Origin of the sequence: Phaeobacter sp. NW0010-22 (assembly GCF_040365955.1) — a bacterium.
GTDB lineage: Bacteria > Pseudomonadota > Alphaproteobacteria > Rhodobacterales > Rhodobacteraceae > OMPR01.
Genome location: NZ_BAABWT010000006.1, coordinates 63,228 through 81,395 on the forward strand (window position 1 = coordinate 63,228; position 18,168 = coordinate 81,395).

19 protein-coding genes, 1 tRNA gene and 1 other RNA gene are annotated in these 18,168 nt (G+C 53.2%); 14 read left to right on the forward strand and 7 right to left on the reverse strand.

From position 1 onward, the window contains the following. Window positions 1–57: 57 nt before the first annotated feature. From ABWV33_RS22435 to ABWV33_RS14035, 4 genes are all read left to right on the forward strand, one after another. A complete protein-coding gene (locus tag ABWV33_RS22435; RefSeq protein WP_502930915.1) occupies window positions 58–639 on the forward strand; it encodes a PIN domain-containing protein in 582 nt (193 codons plus the stop codon). Window positions 640–1,127: 488 nt separating this feature from the next. Continuing rightward, window positions 1,128–2,294 carry a tyrosine-type recombinase/integrase gene (locus ABWV33_RS14025; RefSeq protein ID WP_353331603.1) on the forward strand — a complete coding sequence of 389 codons (1,167 nt, stop codon included), beginning with the start codon at window positions 1,128–1,130 and terminating at the stop codon, window positions 2,292–2,294. A 183-nt stretch (window positions 2,295–2,477) separates the two neighbouring features. After that, window positions 2,478–2,723 (forward strand): helix-turn-helix transcriptional regulator, encoded by a 246-nt coding sequence (locus ABWV33_RS14030; RefSeq protein ID WP_353331605.1) that lies wholly within the window; start codon window positions 2,478–2,480, stop codon window positions 2,721–2,723. Between the two features lie 121 nt (window positions 2,724–2,844). Beyond that, window positions 2,845–5,208, forward strand: coding sequence for a DUF5906 domain-containing protein (locus tag ABWV33_RS14035; RefSeq protein ID WP_353331607.1), 2,364 nt, complete (start codon window positions 2,845–2,847; stop codon window positions 5,206–5,208). A gap of 629 nt (window positions 5,209–5,837) precedes the next feature. On the opposite strand, the gene ABWV33_RS14040 is transcribed toward ABWV33_RS14035, so the two are convergent. Beyond that, window positions 5,838–7,277, reverse strand: a complete 1,440-nt coding sequence (locus ABWV33_RS14040) for an SEFIR domain-containing protein (RefSeq protein WP_353331609.1) — start codon at window positions 7,275–7,277, stop codon at window positions 5,838–5,840. 230 nt (window positions 7,278–7,507) lie between these two features. On the opposite strand from ABWV33_RS14040, the gene ABWV33_RS14045 reads away from it, so the two are divergent. The 9 genes from ABWV33_RS14045 (at window position 7,508) to ABWV33_RS14085 (ending at window position 11,835) form a co-directional block, all read left to right on the forward strand. Then, window positions 7,508–7,777: a hypothetical protein gene (locus tag ABWV33_RS14045; RefSeq protein WP_353331611.1), complete on the forward strand. Its 270-nt coding sequence runs from the start codon at window positions 7,508–7,510 to the stop codon at window positions 7,775–7,777. Beyond that, the gene (locus tag ABWV33_RS14050; protein WP_353331613.1) at window positions 7,774–8,004 is read left to right on the forward strand and encodes a hypothetical protein; all 231 of its coding nucleotides are present in this window, start codon (window positions 7,774–7,776) and stop codon (window positions 8,002–8,004) included. Before ABWV33_RS14045 ends, ABWV33_RS14050 begins: the two co-directional genes overlap by 4 nt. Then, window positions 8,001–8,420 (forward strand): hypothetical protein, encoded by a 420-nt coding sequence (locus ABWV33_RS14055; protein ID WP_353331615.1) that lies wholly within the window; start codon window positions 8,001–8,003, stop codon window positions 8,418–8,420. The genes ABWV33_RS14050 and ABWV33_RS14055 overlap by 4 nt, the downstream gene beginning before the upstream one ends. Before the next feature lie 104 nt (window positions 8,421–8,524). Next, window positions 8,525–9,166: a hypothetical protein gene (locus tag ABWV33_RS14060; RefSeq protein WP_353331617.1), complete on the forward strand. Its 642-nt coding sequence runs from the start codon at window positions 8,525–8,527 to the stop codon at window positions 9,164–9,166. Beyond that, window positions 9,153–9,542, forward strand: a complete 390-nt coding sequence (locus ABWV33_RS14065) for a hypothetical protein (RefSeq protein WP_353331619.1) — start codon at window positions 9,153–9,155, stop codon at window positions 9,540–9,542. The genes ABWV33_RS14060 and ABWV33_RS14065 overlap by 14 nt, the downstream gene beginning before the upstream one ends. Before the next feature lie 2 nt (window positions 9,543–9,544). Further along, window positions 9,545–10,120, forward strand: a complete 576-nt coding sequence (locus tag ABWV33_RS14070; RefSeq protein WP_353331620.1) for a hypothetical protein — start codon at window positions 9,545–9,547, stop codon at window positions 10,118–10,120. Continuing rightward, on the forward strand, window positions 10,117–10,359 hold the full coding sequence (locus ABWV33_RS14075; protein WP_353331622.1) for a hypothetical protein: 243 nt from the start codon (window positions 10,117–10,119) through the stop codon (window positions 10,357–10,359). Before ABWV33_RS14070 ends, ABWV33_RS14075 begins: the two co-directional genes overlap by 4 nt. Then, window positions 10,349–11,134: a terminase large subunit domain-containing protein gene (locus ABWV33_RS14080; RefSeq protein WP_353331624.1), complete on the forward strand. Its 786-nt coding sequence runs from the start codon at window positions 10,349–10,351 to the stop codon at window positions 11,132–11,134. Before ABWV33_RS14075 ends, ABWV33_RS14080 begins: the two co-directional genes overlap by 11 nt. Then, complete coding sequence (locus ABWV33_RS14085) at window positions 11,119–11,835, forward strand: hypothetical protein (RefSeq protein ID WP_353331626.1); 717 nt, start codon at window positions 11,119–11,121, stop codon at window positions 11,833–11,835. The genes ABWV33_RS14080 and ABWV33_RS14085 overlap by 16 nt, the downstream gene beginning before the upstream one ends. A gap of 12 nt (window positions 11,836–11,847) precedes the next feature. Here the strand turns inward: ABWV33_RS14085 and ABWV33_RS14090 are convergent, their stop codons facing one another. Beyond that, window positions 11,848–13,548: a hypothetical protein gene (locus ABWV33_RS14090; RefSeq protein ID WP_353331628.1), complete on the reverse strand. Its 1,701-nt coding sequence runs from the start codon at window positions 13,546–13,548 to the stop codon at window positions 11,848–11,850. Beyond that, on the reverse strand, window positions 13,545–14,666 hold the full coding sequence (locus ABWV33_RS14095; protein WP_353331630.1) for a dsDNA nuclease domain-containing protein: 1,122 nt from the start codon (window positions 14,664–14,666) through the stop codon (window positions 13,545–13,547). Before ABWV33_RS14095 ends, ABWV33_RS14090 begins: the two co-directional genes overlap by 4 nt. A gap of 286 nt (window positions 14,667–14,952) precedes the next feature. On the opposite strand from ABWV33_RS14095, the gene ABWV33_RS14100 reads away from it, so the two are divergent. Beyond that, complete coding sequence (locus ABWV33_RS14100) at window positions 14,953–15,414, forward strand: hypothetical protein (RefSeq protein WP_353331632.1); 462 nt, start codon at window positions 14,953–14,955, stop codon at window positions 15,412–15,414. 96 nt (window positions 15,415–15,510) lie between these two features. On the opposite strand, the gene ABWV33_RS14105 is transcribed toward ABWV33_RS14100, so the two are convergent. The 4 genes from ABWV33_RS14105 to ABWV33_RS14120 all read right to left on the reverse strand — a co-directional run bounded on the left by ABWV33_RS14105 (window position 15,511) and on the right by ABWV33_RS14120 (window position 18,145). Beyond that, window positions 15,511–15,586, reverse strand: a tRNA-Thr gene (locus tag ABWV33_RS14105). Between the two features lie 582 nt (window positions 15,587–16,168). After that, an RNA gene (rnpB, locus tag ABWV33_RS14110) (RNase P RNA component class A) lies at window positions 16,169–16,591 on the reverse strand. Window positions 16,592–16,659: 68 nt separating this feature from the next. Next, entirely contained in the window at window positions 16,660–17,367 is a 708-nt protein-coding gene (locus tag ABWV33_RS14115) for an N-acetylmuramoyl-L-alanine amidase (RefSeq protein WP_353331634.1), read from the reverse strand. Beyond that, the gene (locus ABWV33_RS14120) at window positions 17,318–18,145 is read right to left on the reverse strand and encodes a hypothetical protein (protein WP_113823433.1); all 828 of its coding nucleotides are present in this window, start codon (window positions 18,143–18,145) and stop codon (window positions 17,318–17,320) included. Before ABWV33_RS14120 ends, ABWV33_RS14115 begins: the two co-directional genes overlap by 50 nt. Window positions 18,146–18,168 lie beyond the last annotated feature (23 nt).

The window sequence follows — 18,168 nt, forward strand, 5'->3', positions numbered from 1 at the left end:
CAGCGTTATTTGAAAAGAGAGTGTTTCTGGCTCATCGAAACCACTGAGGGTTGGACGATGAGAAAGACCACAAAAAGCCCAATCGAGAAGATCGTCAAAGATATCAAACGAACAACTCGCAAGCGGTATTCTTCTGAAGAGAAGGTCAGGATCGTCTTGGAAGGTCTACGTGGCGCGGACAATGAGCGCATGCTAAACCGTGGTGCCATGGGGGGATTTTCCAGAGCGTTTAGTGCAGATGGTCGAAGGACTTCATGGAAGCCGGAAAGAAGCGTCTGGCGTGTGACAGCGCACGTGCTGCGACGACCGATGATAGCGTTTATTGCACGGAGCATAACGGGCAAACGCTATCCGTACTTAAATTGCCTGACCCTCGCTTGCTCCGAATATCGCAAGAGTTTCCGTGCCGAAAAAATCGACGCTGGGTTTGAAGAAATCCAGCGCTCTCTCGAAACAAGTAAACAAATTATCGACATTGCAATGTCGATGCTGAAAGACGCTTGGGATCAACGCTGCGACCAGGCCAAGCAGGCGAAGGCCAAAATTAAACACCAGCACAAAGAGTTGGATAAGCAAAAAGATGCCCTTGTTAAACGTTTGGTTGAAACTCCGAAGCCGAAGGTCATCGCAGCGCTTTAAAACAAGATGGCGAAGCTGGATGATTAGTAACTTTTGCTGACTGATAAGCGGTCACAAAAAACTAAATCAAAGAGCACCCTAGGCGAAATTTTCGAACTATTGCGAGCATATCTCGCAAGCCTTGGAGTATCATTGAAAATGAAACACTCGAAGTGCGTAAAACCATCCTAAAAACAGCCTTCGCAAGCCCATTAGCATACGATCGCCAAAAGGAATATCGGACTCCGCAAGCGTCTGTAAAATTTGAGTTTTTGAGAATATCACATCAATATGTGAAATGGTGCCCCCACACGGACTCGAACCGCGGACCTACTGATTACAAAACAACCACTGAAATTTATACAGTTGGTGTATGTTGGTGCAGTTCATTTTTAAAACAATAGGTTATCCTATTTTTGCAACATTTATCAGTCGGTTGACACTGCGCCGAAATGCGTCTTAGTGAACATGTCTGTTGCAAAAAACGTTGCAAAAACGGAGATGGATGGATGACCGACGCAATCGACTTCACGAAGAACGCAAAGCTCATGAAAGCGCCCACGGGCATGTATCGTCATGATGGCGACCGCTTTCCCGGCCTCTACTTGAACGTCGGAAAAAGGCGTTCGACGTGGTACCTAAAGAAGCGTGTGGGCGGCAAAGTGAAGTCGATCAAAATTGGCACCTTCCCCGATATGGACGCCATGCAGGCGAGCAAACAAGGCGACACTAAAAGCCAGCAAGCCCGCACCAGCCCAAACATCACAACCGTGCGTGACGGCTGGGAGAAGCACTGCGACACGTCGCAGGCAATGGGATCAATGTCTGACAAACACCGTGCCGACATGACTTCAAAGCTGGAACGCCACGCGCCGGAAATTCTAAAGATGCACGTTGCCGACGTGACCTCAGCTAGTGTGCAAGATGTGGTGAATTCCCTCGCGAAGGAGGGCATGAAGGCAACTGCGCGCCATATACGAACAGCACTTGGCTCTGCTTTCAATTATGCAAATGTCCCAAACCCCGTATCGGGCAAGAAAGTGCGCGCCCCTAGTTCCGGCGAAACCGAAACAAAATGGATGCTGGCTTGCACCGCCCACGACTTAGACGAAGACGATTGGTCGCCTATGTGGGAAGCGATCATGGGCATGGACAATGCCTTACGGCGGACAGCGTGGGTTGTGATGCTGTTCACAGGCATACGTGCTGGAAATGTTCGCTCGCTTCGTTGGGATCAAGTCGACCTACAGATGCGGACGATCCATCTGCCGAAAATGAAAAACAAACTCGCACGCACCCTGCCCATCTGCGATACGGTGGTCAGCGCGTTGACAGCAATTCGGGCGGGCGGCTTAGACTTCGTGTTCCCTGCAAATTCAAAGACAGGGCATATCGACCAACTCGACGTTTTGAATGCGACCGTTCACGGCGAGCGCGTCCCAATTTTGAGCCAGCACGATACTAGACGCCACTTTATGCAAGCAGGCGCTGAGGCATTCTTGCCCGACTACGTGATCCACTACCTGCGCGGCGATGTGTCCGGCGGCAAAGGCAACGACATGTTGATGAAGTACATGAAGCGTATGGGCAATCACCGCGCGCCAGCCGAAATCGAAAAAGTGATCCTGCAACGAATTAAGGTAGAACCTTGTTTCGTTATTGAAGGATTAACTTAATCGCACTACGTTTTCACTGCTGGCGGTAACGTCTCGCGGTAGTAAATGCCGCGCCCATTTGGGGGCAACAGTGATGCTTGATAGCGCCGCGTTGGATAGCGGATCAAGTGAAGACCCGCACCAGCGCATATCAACGGAGGGTCGTCTGTCTGGATTAGGACACGACGAAAGGACTCCGTTATCATGTCCCATGAAGCAGTACGCGCCCTTGAACAGCGCATCGAAGAGTTGGAATTCCGGCTCACCTTCCCCAAACTTATGACCCCTCGTCAGGTTTGCGACTTCCTGCAAATTTCCGAACGCCAATTCTATGAATGGAAGCGCGCAGGCGACTCGCCCCCAGCGATCTATTGGAGCGTGCGCACGGTTCGCTATGATCTCGAAGCTGTGATGGCATGGGTGAAACAAAAAGAAGTGGGGCAGGTTTAAAGGCCCGCCCCACCGGTTCACGATTGGACAACACAGAAAGAAAGCGACATGCGCTATAACTTGTTTATAGACGGTTGCCGTTCGACCATGAACCATTGAAGCGGGTCCAACCTGAATTGGTATGGACAATAAACTAAACGAACCCGCCGAACTCATGCTTCGTCTTTTCGAAGGCTATGACAAACGGCACATTCAAATGCGCGGCAACATGGCCGCTGACGACAAAGGCAAAGTCAACGGCAAGCCACAGACGGTGGCAGGACCACTGACACTCGAACTCGTCGGCCAGCACATCGCAGGCGGACGACCCGTTGGTATCGCCCCCGTGCGCGCCGACAGCACGTGCCTGTGGGGCGTGCTCGACGTTGACTGGTATGACATGCCCGAAGACGACGTGATGGCGTTGCGCGCCCGCTTGCCGACGCGCTGCGCCGCCTTTCGCACAAAGTCACGCGGCTTGCATGTCATCGTCTTTGTCGATGAACCGATCCCAGCGAAACTGATGCACCAATACCTGGTCACGCTGCGCAAGCGGCTTCCAAAGGCGGTGCAGAGCAAAACCGAAGTGTTCCCGAAGGCGACGCAGACGGTGGTGACACCCAACGATGAACCGACAGCGGTTTGGCTGCCGATCAATGGAAAAAAGCGTGAACCCGCATGGGTGATCGACGACGAGGGTGGCAAGTTGCCGCTGGACGAGGCAAGTGTCAGCGACTTGCTAAGTCACCTTGTTGACCATTGCCGTGTCTCCGCAAAGGTGATCAGCGATATTGTCAACGCCACACCAACGCTCGACACGTCTGACATCGGTTACAAAGTGCCTGACAATCCTGCTGGTCGGAATGACCTGCTGATGCGCGTCGCCATGTCCATGCAGGCGCGCGGTTGGCCGGACACTGAGATGGACGCCGAAGTCAGACGCCTCAATGGCGACGCCAATTTCCATCACCTCTTTGCCGACGGCGCGCTGCCCGAGACCGAGATCGTCAACCTGCTCAAGAGCGCGAAGCGGCGCGAGAAAGGCACACCGACGCCTCTGCACTATCGTCAGGTGGAAAAGTTCAACCGTCGATGGTCGAAAATCACGATCAACGGCACGGTGGAATATATCGACAAAGACGCGGCCGAGTTCACAACGTTCACTAAGCAGATGCTCTTCGATGAAACATCAGACCAAGTTGTGCGGATGGGCAAGTCACTAATGCCAACTGCGCAACTGTGGTTGCGCGACCCTGATCACGCGCGCTTCAAAGGAGTGGTGGCCGAACCTATCGACTATGATCGGCCTGCATACAACGTCTGGCGTGGTTTTGCCGTCGCGCCGAAAGATGGCGACGCTTCGGTGTTCGAGTCGTATGTCCGTGACGTCCTCTGTGGCGGCGACGATGGTCTCGCGCACTGGGTGACGATGTGGCTTGCCGACGCCGTGCAACGCCCAACCGATCCGTCACCGCCAACAGCAATCGCATTGCGCGGGCGTCAAGGCGGCGGCAAATCGTTTCTGCAAGAACGCGTCCTGACGCCGATCTTTGGTGAGCGATATGTCCAGAAAGTTCAGGAGTCAGAACGCCTGTTTTCTCGCTTCAACCGTTCGATCTTCGGCGCGACCTTCATTGCTGCCGAGGAGTCCATTTTCCACGGTTCGCACGCGACGGCAGCAAAACTCAAGTCGTTCATATCGTCGCCATCATGGACGTATGAGGAGAAATTCAAGGCGACGGTGCAGGCAAAGAACGTCCATCGCTTGATTGCGTCGACTAACGAAACTCAAGCCGTGCATATCGACTTTGACGATAGACGGTGGACGGTTGTCGAGGTCGCACAGCCATTCGATTTGACGACGACTGAGGGTCAAATGGCGGCGTATGCGTTCTGGGATCCATACTACGCCTTCATGCAGTCAGACGACGGCCCAAGCATCGTGTTGCGCTACTTGCTCGACTATCCCGTTGACCGACAGGCATTGACCTACGGTTATGGGACGGAGGCGAAGGCGCGTGACAAGGTGGCGTCTGATCCCCTGATCGCTGTGCTGCATGAAATCGCAGAGCGCGGTGTATGCCCACACGATCTCAAAGCAGCGGGCGTTATATCGAACAAGACCTTGACCCAGCAGGTGCATCAAGTGGGCGGGCGCAACATGTCGCCGGAGGAGATCGCCAATAAATTTCTCGACTTGATCCCCAATGCAAAGAAATCAAGAAAGGCGATGTTCTGCGAACGGGTTCACACTTACACGGACATGAACGGCGATGCGTCAGCAACCCCAATGATGGAAACGCGGCAGCGCGGGCATTGCCTTGGCACGCTCGATGAGTTTCGGGACGCGGTGTCGCGGATCACAATGCAAACCTATGGTGATGGCGACGAAGAAATCGACTTCGGCGGCGTTGACCCAGCGGAGTTTGGCGTTGGGAGCCAGACCGGGTGGCGCGCGTGGGAGGTCGCGCAGACCGATAAGTTGAACGGCGATCCGCCTTTCTGAGTTAGAGCGTGTCAGTGGTGGGAAAGGCGTGTCAGGGGGTGACACGCCTTTTCTGTTTGTATGTTAAGCGGTTAGACGATTTGTGTCAGTTGTGTCGCCTGTGACGGGGGTAAATTGTAGATCTGTGAAATGCGTCTGTTGCCAGCGGCTGCGCGTACAGCGATGCTGTTGCTGCTACTATTATTTTATTGTCACAACTGACACACTGACACACGACTTTGAAAACAAAGCGTTTCTGGCGTGTCAGTTGTTTCTTGGGTGACACAGGCTGACACACCTTGGGTCGAGCGTTGCTTGGGGTCTGCTGATCACGCCTAGAAATCTCCGCCCACTTGATGCGACTTGGTCGCAACTAGAGTGAAAACACCAGCCCTTGTGATAACTAATCAGTGGTTCTGATGTAAAAGATCAAGCGGTTAGTCAGTTTTTGCAACGCGCTTTGCAACATGGGCAAATAAGCGACGGTAAAGGTCACTGGAATATAGACATATCGAGCGCGTCGCCGCGCTTACCATCGACGCATACTCCCGACACCGCGCCAGAGACGTGATCTGCTGAGGATCACGCGGGTGTCTTGGTCAACTCGGGGACTGTCCAATGTCTGTGCACAAATCGCAGCTATATGGCCACTACGGCAACGAACAAACGTTTTTCATCCCCATCAGACTAGCTGGACCGATCCGCGTCCCCTCCCATCTTGGAAGCCGTTGCGGGTCGGCACTATAACCTTCAACCAGTTTATCGAGATCTTCTTTTGTGGCATTTCCCAGCACAGGCCTGATCCGTTCGAAATATCGTTTGGATCGAGAACGCTCGAAAATTTCAAACGTCCTATGACCATACCCCAAATACAACAATGTGTCCGGGTACCAACGCTCATAGTCCCCCAAATCCGTAAGCTCGGCACGTAAAAATAGAAGAAAGTCGACTTCCATTATCTTTGAAAAATCAGTCCCAGACGCACCCGCGCGATCATGCAGGAAATCCGCCACTAACGACAACCTGTTCAGTTTTAGCCTTTGGTTGCGAATTTCTACGGATTTAAGATAGTGCCGAAACTCCGTGAAGTTGCCCATAGGTTCCTGCCCACGATCAGCTCGATTTGCTAAATAGTATGGCGTCTCCACCATATGGTTAAATGCAGCATACCTTCCCTCGGAGATTAGGGTTGCGCCTGTATGCAAGAATAATTCATGAGCAAAAAACTTATAGTTATCGAAATCGGTCTCACGGTAGCTGTTCACGTTTTTCGGTGGATGAAAGTACCCCTGAAATCGCTCAAAAAATGCGTGAATGAGTTCGACGTATTTTTCGTCTTCAGTGTAGTTCGAAATCGCCCTTACGATGTCTAAAAATTCATCCCGATAGGGAGCGAACGATTGAAAGTTCTCTACAAACTCGTCACTCTCCGGTGAGATATCTGGTGCTAACCGAAACTTTTCAAGCTCTCGACTGAGAAGCTCAAAATACTCCTTGGTGGCTGGGTAAGCGAAAGCCTTTGAGTTTGTCAGGCCATCCACAGCGCGACGTTTGGCTGCGCTAGTGGCTAAAACAACAACATCCTCGGGTTCGGATATATATTTTGGAAGGTTCCCAAGCTCAGGTTTCTTATGGATGGGTTTGTCTGCGATCCACCTAAGAAGCTGCTCAAAGCTGCCCGCGAACTTACTTTCATCAGTGAAATCTATGAAAATGCGCGATGTATAGTACGTCGGCACGTACGGTTTGCCTTTGTCGTCCAGTTCAGTGGCGGCAACTACAAATTTCGTTTGATCCTCTTTTGCGAAAATCTCAGACGAAATGATCTGGGCTTCTGTTCCGGCCCCACCGGTTCGTTTGTTCGACTTTTCAGAATAAATGCGATCCGAAACGATCACGACTTTGGAAATATCTGGATCAGAAACCATCTTTTCCATAAATGCGTTGGCTTCATGCCCTTCCTTAAGGTCCCATTTGTCTAAGATCGCATCGACGCCTGACTCCCTAAGGTCCGTAGCAAGGCGAAGCACCCAATCTTCATGTTCTGGGGAAGACCAACTGTAAGAAATAAAAACTTTAATCGCTGTCAAAACAGTCGCTCCTGCTCAAGTCTAATTTTCCTTCACCTTACCGCTTAGGTTGAAATGGTGCCAGCAGATTGGCACCTAAAATTTAAATACCGCCACCTGCTTTTGTCCACATCCGCCGCGCGGCTGGGTGATACGCATCATTTGTCGAACCGCTGTGACGAAACGCGCGCCCAAGGCAGGTTCGACTGGCTTGGCACTTGGGCGCGCATCAACACGAAAAGGGGCACCCCATGACGTTCTCAGCATCAACTGACGGGTCAACGGCGACCATCACGGTCACGGTTTTGAATAGCACGGCAAACCTCAAGGTCGAGGACGCCTCGGATCTTGGTGATCAACTCGAAAAACTGGTCAACGATCAAACGGCGCATCCCATCGACAACTCGCCCGCTTACATGACCTACCCAACTGACACAGGCGTGCGCATCACGAACCGCCTCGGTCAGATCGACATTCCGTGGCGCTGGATCATGCCAGTGGCAAACCAGTTGCGCCAATGACTGAGTGGCGACCCCTTCCACTGACCCAGCGTTCGCTTGCGGACTCCGACCTGCCCACGCGCGGCGTGTTCAAACTAGGCGACGACCTGACCCCGCGCGTCGTCTATGTCGTCTGGTTTCGTGAACCTGAGAAATGGCAGAAGTTGGCCGCAGAGCAGATCGTCTACGCTGCCCATGTCCGCCACGTCCCGCCCGGTACGACCTATCCCGGTTGCCCTTGGGCATGATCACGATAGACACGCCTCAGACGCCCGAAGCGACTTTCGTGACCGCGATCATCATGCAGGCCTACCGCGATCTGTTCATCACGATCAAGTCGGACGGATCATCATCCTTTACGACCCAAGCTGACCAAGACGCCGCCATGAGCTTTCTAACGGATAGCTCTGGCACATTGGCCAGACATCGAAATGACCTCTGCTCCCTGATCGGCTGGGACGGCAATGTGCTTGCCGCGCGCATACGGGACATGATGGATGGCGCAGAATTTCCGCCGCCTGTCCCCGATCCTAGTCCGGCAACCATCGCGCGCCATGCCGACGCCGTGGAGCGCATCCGCGCCCGTTGGAAAGACCTTAATCTCCCACGCAACAGCCCTAAAAGACCTGTTTCTTCGGTCGGACATCTCCTTGCTGCCGAATAAATTCAACTCATGAGCAAAGCGGCGCAACGCTCCTATCTGTCCAATCCAGATTGAGCGCGGTGTCCCGATAACATCGCGCTCAGTTGGACCCATAGGAGTAGATCATGCCAGATGATACAACCGCCGCCCTGCAAGCCTTGATGCAGCAGGTGCAAACCCTCACCACCACCGTCACAGATCAGGCGAAACGACTTGATGAACTGCATTCTTTCAACAGCCGTGTGCTGGATGAAAAGAAGGACATGCAGCGTAAGTTGGAGGCGCAACAACCGCCCAAGAAAACCCTCGTGGACATCATCAACGACGAAACCCACGAGCGCAAAATGCACGCGGCAGGCCTCGAACAGGACGCCGATGGTAACTGGTATCCCAAAGGCGTGCGACCACCCCATAGCCTTAGCCGCGAGGATGCGCGCGATCCGGCCAAATATCGTGCGGCGAAAGAAGCGGCAGAGAAAGCAGGCGCGACCTTGACTGTGATCGACACGAGCGACGGTGACGTAACGACCCGCAACACCAGCCGCCCCACTGTTACCCCGACCAAGACGTTCACTTTCGACGACACCCACGAACGCATCCGGTATTTGCGCGCTGACATGCAAACGGGCAACGGCATTGTGGGCCGCCGGATGCAGGCGGAGAAAGAGGGTTACACGATTAAAACCTTCCACTCGCCTGACGAATTGCCTGCGCACGCCCGCACGAAATTCGATTTGATGGAGCGCGCGGCCAATGCTGAATCCTGAGAACCGCGCCTGCCTCGAATGGGCCTGCCGTGTGGTTTACGGCATCGACGCCTCCACCGAGATTTATACGCGCCGCGACGGTACATTGGTCTGGGACGACATGTTTAAAATCGACCCAGCCAACAGCCCTAGTGACGCGTCAATCGCTGCCCTTGCTCAGATGATGAAACTGCACCTCGGCGGTGCCAGCTTTGATAAGTTGCGCGACGACCTGATCCGGTCTGGCGTCGGGGAACAATTCGCAAATCGCATTTATGATCATTTGGTGGACGTCCTTGCTTCTGAATGGGCGGCACTGCGTGGCCGCGTCCGTTGGTATGCCGACGATATGACCTGCACCGCCTCTGGTGAAACCGCAGTTCAAGGAGAAACCTGATTATGGCCCAAGGGGGAAACAAAAACTCTGGCCGCAAAGCCATCATCGACATGCGCCCAGACAAGAATGAGATCATCAAGGACATAGTGCTTGAACGGCGCTCCATGACTGAAATCGCCCGTCGTCTTGGCGTCGAATATTCTACTGTGCAGCGTTATCGAGATGAGAAAATCTCCGAAGAAATGCGCCGCGAGATCATGGCTGGAAACCGTATCGCTGCTATTGAAGCGGACACCGAGATCATCAACCAAGATCGCATGGACGTCGCAATGACCTATGAGAGTTTGGCAAAGCGCGTGGAAAGGCTGATTACCAAAGCCGAGCAAAATGAAGACGATCACTTTGCATTGGCCGCGATGGAGGGGCTTCGTCGCACCCTCCGAGACATTGCCCAACTTCAAGGCAAGCTGGCCCAGAACCTTACCGTCAATGTGTCTCTGGCTGAAAGCAAAGAGTGGGTCACGCTTCGAACCATTTTGCAGGAAGTATGTGATGAAATTCCTGCCGCCCGCGAACCGCTCCTGCGCCGGATGCGCCACCACGTCCTGTCTGTCACGAAGGAGGACACAATCCTATGATACATCGTGAATTTGAAGGTTGGGGCGCCCACGCACAGCGCGTCTCTGCGGCGACAAAGGCAGGCAACCCTGAGTGGGCGCGATTGCCCCACGCCAAACGCATCATGGTCGCGGAAGGCGGCAAACTGTTCTTCACGGGCAACGCGTGTAAACGGGGTCACATCTCGCCGCGCAACCAGCATGGCGATTGCACCCAATGCCATTTGATGCGCCTTGCGGAGCGCCGCGATGCCATTTGATGCGCTCCACGACTTTTGCTCTTTGATCGAACGCGACCTCGATCCCGGCGCAGAAATGCTCCACTTCCTGCAACAGGAGGTGCCAACTGCCACACAAGTTGACCCTTGGCAGGTGGAGGCAATCACGTCTGACGCGCAAACGGTTGCACTGCTCGTGTGCCGTCAGGCGGGTAAATCCTGCGTCCTCGCGACACGCGGCGTCCGCGAGTTGAAACGAGGTGGCACGATCATTTGTGTCGCCCCCGCAGAACGTCAGACGCGCGAGATCACCCGCAAGGTTCAAGCATACCTGCGCGCAACCGATCTCGTCGTCGAGCGGGCGACACAGACGGAAATCGAATGCTCGAACGGCGGTCGGTTCATCGCTGTGCCTGCGTCGGGGGCAACAATTCGGGGTTATACCGCCGACCTGCTTCTCGTGGACGAGATGGCATATTTACCCGGAACGAATGGCGGCGAGGATGTCGTCGTTTCTATCCTGCCCATGCTCAAAGACAACGGGCAGACGTTCTATGCGAGCACCCCCGCTGGCAAAGCGAATCTTTTCGCAAGCCTGTTCCTCGAACCGAAAGACAGCGTGCATCGGATCAAGGTTCCCGGCACGTCGATCCCTCGCCTTGCATCCCGCGTCGAACGCCTTCGGTCGCAATTATCGGCAACCCGTTTCCGCCAAGAAGTCATGTGCGAATTTCTATCGGACGGGCTGTCTTACTTTGATCTGTCCGCGATTGAGAACGCCACCAGTATGGAGAACGCAATATGTCCTCGCTTTTGAACCTCAACTACATGCCTGACGGTCGCGTGATCAACGAGACTGGACATGACCCCGCAATCGAGAGAGTGACCGGATTTGTCAGATACTTCGTCGGTGCTGACTTGGGGCAAGCAAATGACTTCTCGTCTGCGGTGGTGATCAAAGATCAGCAATTGCCCGTCCATGACGGAACTCGCGTCAAACTCGGTACGCGCGAACGCACAGTCGTCTTTGCCGACAAGTTTCGCGGCGTGTCATATGTCGATGTGGTTGACTACCTGATCCGCCTGCGCAACGCGCCGCCCTTCGGGGGCAAATCGCAACTCGTTATCGACGGAACGTCTATCGGGCGCGTCGTGTCGGACATGATGCAGGAGCAGTCAGTGGATCACACGGCTGTGCAAATGACGGGCGGTCAAGAGTGGCGTCGGTCGGGGCGATACGTCAACGCGAGCAAAACTTTGATGATCGAAAACCTTGCGGTGCTATTCGCGTCAGGCGATCTCAAATTTGCCCATGATCTGCCTTTGCGCTCCGAGATCGAAGAAGACCTAGCATCGTTCACCACACAGACGACGGCTGCTGGCAATCAGATCATCACGCAATCGCGCAATGCCTCCGGTCACGGTGATACAGGAATTGCCTTGATCGTCGCAGCCTTCGCCTCGCAATACCTCACGCCGCAAAGCATCCGCGTCAGCAAACTGGTCGGGATGTATTAAAAGCAAGGCGAGTTACTCGCTTGCCATCAGTTGTTCCATAAAGGGGGCGATTTCTAGATGAGCTTGGTCATAAGTGGTTTTCGAAAGCAACCGGGCCTTTTGCTGCGATACTACTGTCGCACCTGAGTATTGATAATCGTGTAAGCCAACCGTCCCAAATACAAACTGGGTTCCTTTTGGCCGCTTCTCGAAAGCGAACTTGATCATCGCATTGATGTTCGTATCGTCCTGATCTTGGTGCTGCGCCGTGTCAAAAACTATTGGAGCAATGACCGAAGTGGAAAACTTCGAGATCGTGTGCAGTATCGCATAGTGGTAGGCGAGTATTAGACGAGGAAGGTCACTTCCAGTGCTATCAATCACTGGGCGCAGCTTCAAAAATGTCTTTTCTGGTGGCGATGGTAAGTTCAGGTCAGAGCAAAATGAGCGCAGCTTACCTTGATAGAACTCTAGTATCTCAGCCTTTCGCTCTGCATTGTTATGCTCACGCATTTTTTTCGCCGCGGCGAGGATACTTTCTTCGATGCCGCCCAAGACAACGTCAATTTTTTTCTTCTCTTTGTCGAGGTTTACACCCGCAATCCTGCGACTTTCATGCTCCAACATTTTGCGCAGGGTGAGCTTCCCGCGCTTTTCCCCAAGTATTGCATTGATCTCGGAAGCAGCTTTCTCATGCGCGCCCATCTCTTTAGATTTCTTATCGATTTTCTTTGATACTTTTCGTAGTTCTTCTTTTGTTGCAGCCAAATATGAGCGGCACGTCTCCGCATCGCCCGTCAATCGTAAGGTGTTTGCAAAACTTGTTTCGTGGACAGCATTGCAAGTTGGGCAGGTGATTTCTGAGGTATCGATTTTCTTTAAGTACGCCACATCAGCGTCCAGCTCTTTGAGAGTCGACGCTGCCAGCTTACTCTCTTGTATCAGACGGCTACGGACCCCTTGTAGCTCCCTGATCTCCAGCCTAACTTTTTCCCTCAATTCATTGAATTGATTTTGCTTCTCCAAGAACTTTGAGATTTCCGCCTCGAATGCCTTAGGGTCAAAAGTCAAATCACTGTCAAGAGTAAGAGCTTTGAGCTTATTTTGGGCAAACACCAAGTGTTCGCGCTCCTTCTTCGGCTCAGCGAGCTTGCTGTTCGCAACATCCTTCTCGGCCTTGGCCAAATAGTACTCCTTAGGAAGCGAACCTGAGTGGAAATCGATCAAAGTATCTTTGTGATCTTTGTATGCATTCAACCCATCAAATGATGCCCATGTGTCATTCAACCCAGTGTCCTGATCTATGTAAAAAGGCATAAACCATGCTGCTGGCATAGGTGTAACGAGTCCACCGCGCACACCGGGGAACTGAATATTCGCATCAAATATTTCCGCCCAAAACTCCGAAGTTTTGGTGATCCCGTAGTACGCCGAAATCATCCTCCCGCGCGCATCGAAAAGCGCAATACTTCTCCCAACCCTGAGAGAGAAATATGAAATTTCGTCCACTGTGAACTCCAAAAGGATTTTGGCTTCCAGTTCCTCCCAGTCACTATTTTTCTTTTTTGGGTCTGCGCCCAGAGCAGCATATAAGGATTTAATAAAGCTGGATTTTCCGGTGCGATTGACCCCATGACTAGTGACTACAACTTCTGAACTATCAAGGCTTTCGATCCTCGCGCTCTTTTCCCGATCCGATACGATCCATAGTTTTTTGAAGTTCAGTTTTTTCATTGGTTTTCTTCCGCATGCTGCGTATCAGTTTTTTGAACTGTTCCTGCTTGCTGAGATCTGAAAATTTCATAAATCACCATTGCTTTGAGTTGAGCGCCCGAATAGCCAAATTCTCCAGCAGCACTTGCCAAATCAGCCATTGCGATCAAACCATCGACAAATGCACCGATAGGCTCAGTGACGCTATTGGCATCCAGTGCCTGTCGAACCTTTGCGACCAGTGCATTTTGAGCATCGTTGCCACTGTCCAGCGCCTCAACTTTGTAGTTTTCATAGGCTAGACGAATATTGTTTGCTTCAAGGAACCCCCAGTGCCCTCCTAAATGCGTCTGAATAAAACTCCATTCGGGTGCATTTTTGTTTGAGGCAATGTCAGTCAACCACAGTTCAACATCTGTTTTTGATATGCCTTTTTGCTTAACAATTTCGGTAACGGCATCGGGAACGTCTGTCGCGAGTTTCTTGTTCTTGAGGCGGCATTGACCAACAATGGCGTTCGTACATGCTTCTAACTGAAATGCATCACCACCGATTTTCGATTGCAGAAAGCTATGCACGCGCCCCTTCACCAACTCATGGCAAGCCGTTTTATCAAGTTCTGTTCGCCTAAACCCCAAGACATCCAAACAGCTCGAAGTTGCGCCGGGATATACGGCCTGAATATGCTGTAAGAGTTTTGCCTTCTCATCATCCGACATTGCGTTGAATTTCGCATTTTCCGATTGCCCGAACTCGGCACAGTAAGCGTTAGACACTACATGCCCGTTTTTGGAATAGCCCGAAAACTCGTCGACGTTCCCATACAGCTTTTGAAGGATTGATTGGGCTTTCTCACCCGATTTCAACTTTTTGGAATTGTTAGTTAGCTTGGCTAGAGTCCAATTCCCCTTGGTAGAGTGTTTGAGCTGAAAAAATTCAATTTCGGAAGGGCTGTCAGCTCCTGTCAGAAGCACGATATCGTCATGAAATTCAAACAAAACGGCAAAATCGTCGAGTTTGTCGAATTGCTCGAACAGCAATTCGACACCAAACATTAGTTGAAATTCGAATGCAGCGTAGGCATCCGACCCGGCAACCTCCCGCTGAGGAATTTTTTCTAGTTTGTCAGCTAAACTCAATATATAGGTCCAAAATTTTTTCTTTACCCTACAACCATGGGCGGAACATACAAGAAAAAATCCTCCAGCTTTCCAGAGCAACCTCTGCAAGAGAAGCCACACTTTCGCTCTTCTTGAAAATCGTTGACTGATCGAAGACATCAAGTTAGTGGATAGTGCGTTGCTCGTTACCTGTTCCGAGATCGCGCCCCAATCCGCACATTGCTGGTTGCCTCATAGGAAGCACACTTTAACTGGTGTTGGTTTTCCGCGTGACTTCTGACACCTTCAGCTCGGAGCAATCAAGGTGATTGAAGCATTTTTCGCGTCTCTTGACGCTTCTGACTTTGCAGAGCAATTACAGTCTCAGCTAAGCATCGAAGTCGCACAACGACAACGAATGACGGAGTGGAAGGCGAACCTCGCCTCCATGGATCGAAAGGCGCGATATAGAGCAAAGAACCGTGCGCTGCTTCGTCACAAACAAGGAATGCGGCGAGCAGCGAAGCTCAACGCAATCCCACCTTGGCTTACCAGAAACCAAGAACGTCAAATCCTGCGCCTACATGAAAAGGCTGTTGAGCTAGAATTTTGGTCGCTGATACCGCACGATCTGCATCACTCCTCGCCACTCTGTGGAAAGAGTCGTGCCTCCGGTGACATTGCAGCTTGCGGCCTTCACGTCCCTTGGAACCTAGAAGTGCTGACACGTGAAGAAAATCTCAACCTAGGTGCGCGACTCGAAGGAGACAGCTCCATACCGTTCTAGAAATTCGAAATGACGCTATGTTGCAAAAATGTTGCAAAAATGGGAGCGCGGCGATCCGTCGATGCGCTTTTTACCGTTCATTTTCAATGAGTTAAATGGTGCCCCCACACGGACTCGAACCGCGGACCTACTGATTACAAATCAGTTGCTCTACCAGCTGAGCTATAGGGGCCGTTGGCGTTTCAATAGTATCAAAGGTCCTCCACTGCAAGATGGAAAAACGCATGAAATGCGTAAATTTCCATTTCTTTTTCACGGGCCTCTTCAGAGGTGGTCTGACTGTGGATTACAGCAACAAAATTGCTGCTGAAACATGCGACCGCGTTCAGGAACAGAGCGTGCTTGGGTCCCAAGTAAAGGGTTGAAGGAATTGGGGGTTCGAAGCGAGGCGCATTTCAGGAAGTGGTTGTTTTTGAATTATTATACGGCCGACGTAGAGTCGCATGTGAAGATGACATAGCAGGCGCTTAAACTCCTTTGGTAGCCATCGTCTGTGTTTCTGACTGTCTCGCCTTGAAGACGATACAGACGTCTCTAACAACCTTGTCTATCGGTGCAATCACCGCGCTTGGCACACCTACGGGCGAGGTCATCGGATACATCTGTCCGGGAGAAAAGGAAGCGTGTTCCGATCACGATTTGTGCGGCAAAGCACCCCTTAGGATATCAGACCCAAAGATCGCACAGGCAAGTTTCGGGGTCTCAACCTCTAAAGTGACCATAAGCCTCTAAACAGGGCCATCGAATGTGTGTTTTGCGCGGAGGGCCTATAAGCCGGATTTTGTTCCGGGGTTGCCCCCTTTGATGACCATTCCTCTGGTGGACCTGTTACCAGGCCCCTCTAGCTGCCAACCCGATCCCTCTCGGTCATGTCGTGCCTAGCGGAGGTATCGGCCTAAACCGACGCTGCCCGCGCGGGGATCCTATTTGGCATTGCTCCAGGTGGGGCTTGCCGTGCCACCCCTGTTGCCAGGGGCGCGGTGGGCTCTTACCCCACCGTTTCATCCTTACCTGCCCCTTGGTCCCTGCGGGCGAACCCATGGGGGGACAGGCGGTTTCATTTCTGTGGCGCTCTCCGTCAGGTTGCCCTGCCCGGGCGTTACCCGGCACCTTTGTCATGTGGAGTCCGGACTTTCCTCGCGAGGGTTGCCCCTCACGCGGCCATCCGGCCCTCCGCGCGCCGTTGACCTAGGCCGGGACAGCATGGGCGTCAAGCCTTTGACAGTGCAAAAACCCGTTCCCGGGTCAGGTTCTGGTAAGTGCCGTCAGATCAGCTGCCTCTAGCGGCCCACGGGCCTGTGGGCGAAATCGTAGACGCACTGCCGCGAGCAAGGTGGCGTCGTCCACATCTGCGGTAAATCCAGCGCGTTGGGCCAAAGCTCGGAACTCATCAGATGCCACCGAGGGACCGACAGGCCCGCCCCCTACTCCGCACGCCAACCCTTGCCGCGCCAAGCGGGTCCAATCAAACCGGCTTCCGGGATCAAACTTGCGATCAGGGGCCATATCAGAATGTCCAATGATCCCATCCGCAGGAATATCCCACCGGGTCATGATTTGTGGCAAAAGGCTTTCCAACGCCGCCATCTGCCGCTCAGCAAAGGGATGATCGCCCCTATTGTCCAACTCGATCCCGACCGAGCGGGAATTCACATCCCCCTGCCCGGCCCATTCGCCCGCGCCCGCATGCCACGCGCGCTGCGCTTCATCAACCATCTGCCACACCGTGCCATCAGAGCCGATCAGATAATGTGCAGACACTTCAACACTTGGATCGCAGAGCCGCGCCAAAGCCGCCTCAGCGCTTTTCATAGCGGTATAATGAATGACCACCAGTGACGGCAGCAAACCTTCCCGGCGTGGGCCGAAATTGGGAGACGGGTGCCAAATCACCCGCTCTAACTCATTGTTTGATGGCACTGCGGAAGGCCGCTGGATTCCAGTCGCAGGCATAGCCATCCCCGTCGGGATCCAAAGCCTTGCGATCCTTGCGCGGTCCACCGCTATCCAAAAACGCCTGCTGCGCCTGATCGGCCGAGGCATAGGCCCGGCAGTTACGCTCGGACTTGGCCCGCAAGTTAAAACCGGTGCGGGTGTAAACACTGGTTCCAACAGGATGTGTTGTTTCCAGAGCATAAGACACGATGTTTGGCTGGGCCGTTCCGCTGCGCTCTGGAACAGCGGTTGGTGTAACCACCTGATACTGTTCCTTGTTACGCGCAATCCGCTCAGCATCACTCTCGATCGACTGACGGCTCGATACCGCAGCAAAATCGTTTTCGTCCGAAATACCGGGATTATTGATCAAGGACGGTGCAGGGTTAGACGGACTCGCCTCCAGAGGGGCGACACCCGAGTTCTGATTGGACGCCGCCAAAGCAGCCGCCGCTTCCAATGCGATATCGTCAGACGACCCGGCTGTTGCCGCCGGGCTTGCAGCAGACACAAGCGGCGCAGAGGTGGTCGTCGACCCGCCAAACAACGTGGTGCTTTCTACCGCAGCGGTTTGCGTTCCGGTCGCGGTCAGAGGCTGCGAATCCGGCAAGGTCTCTGACGCAACAGCCGACGGCGGGATCAACGGATCCCCCGCTACGGTCTCTCCCGCCAACGCGGCCTCGCGCGCGGCTTGTTCCTGCGGAGAGTTGAACCCAACCCCCGCAGCCGAATCCGGAATTGCCGGGCTACAAGCTGTCAAAACCCCGACGACCGGGATCAGATAATATGCGCGCATGGCTGCCGTCCTGCCGTTTGTTG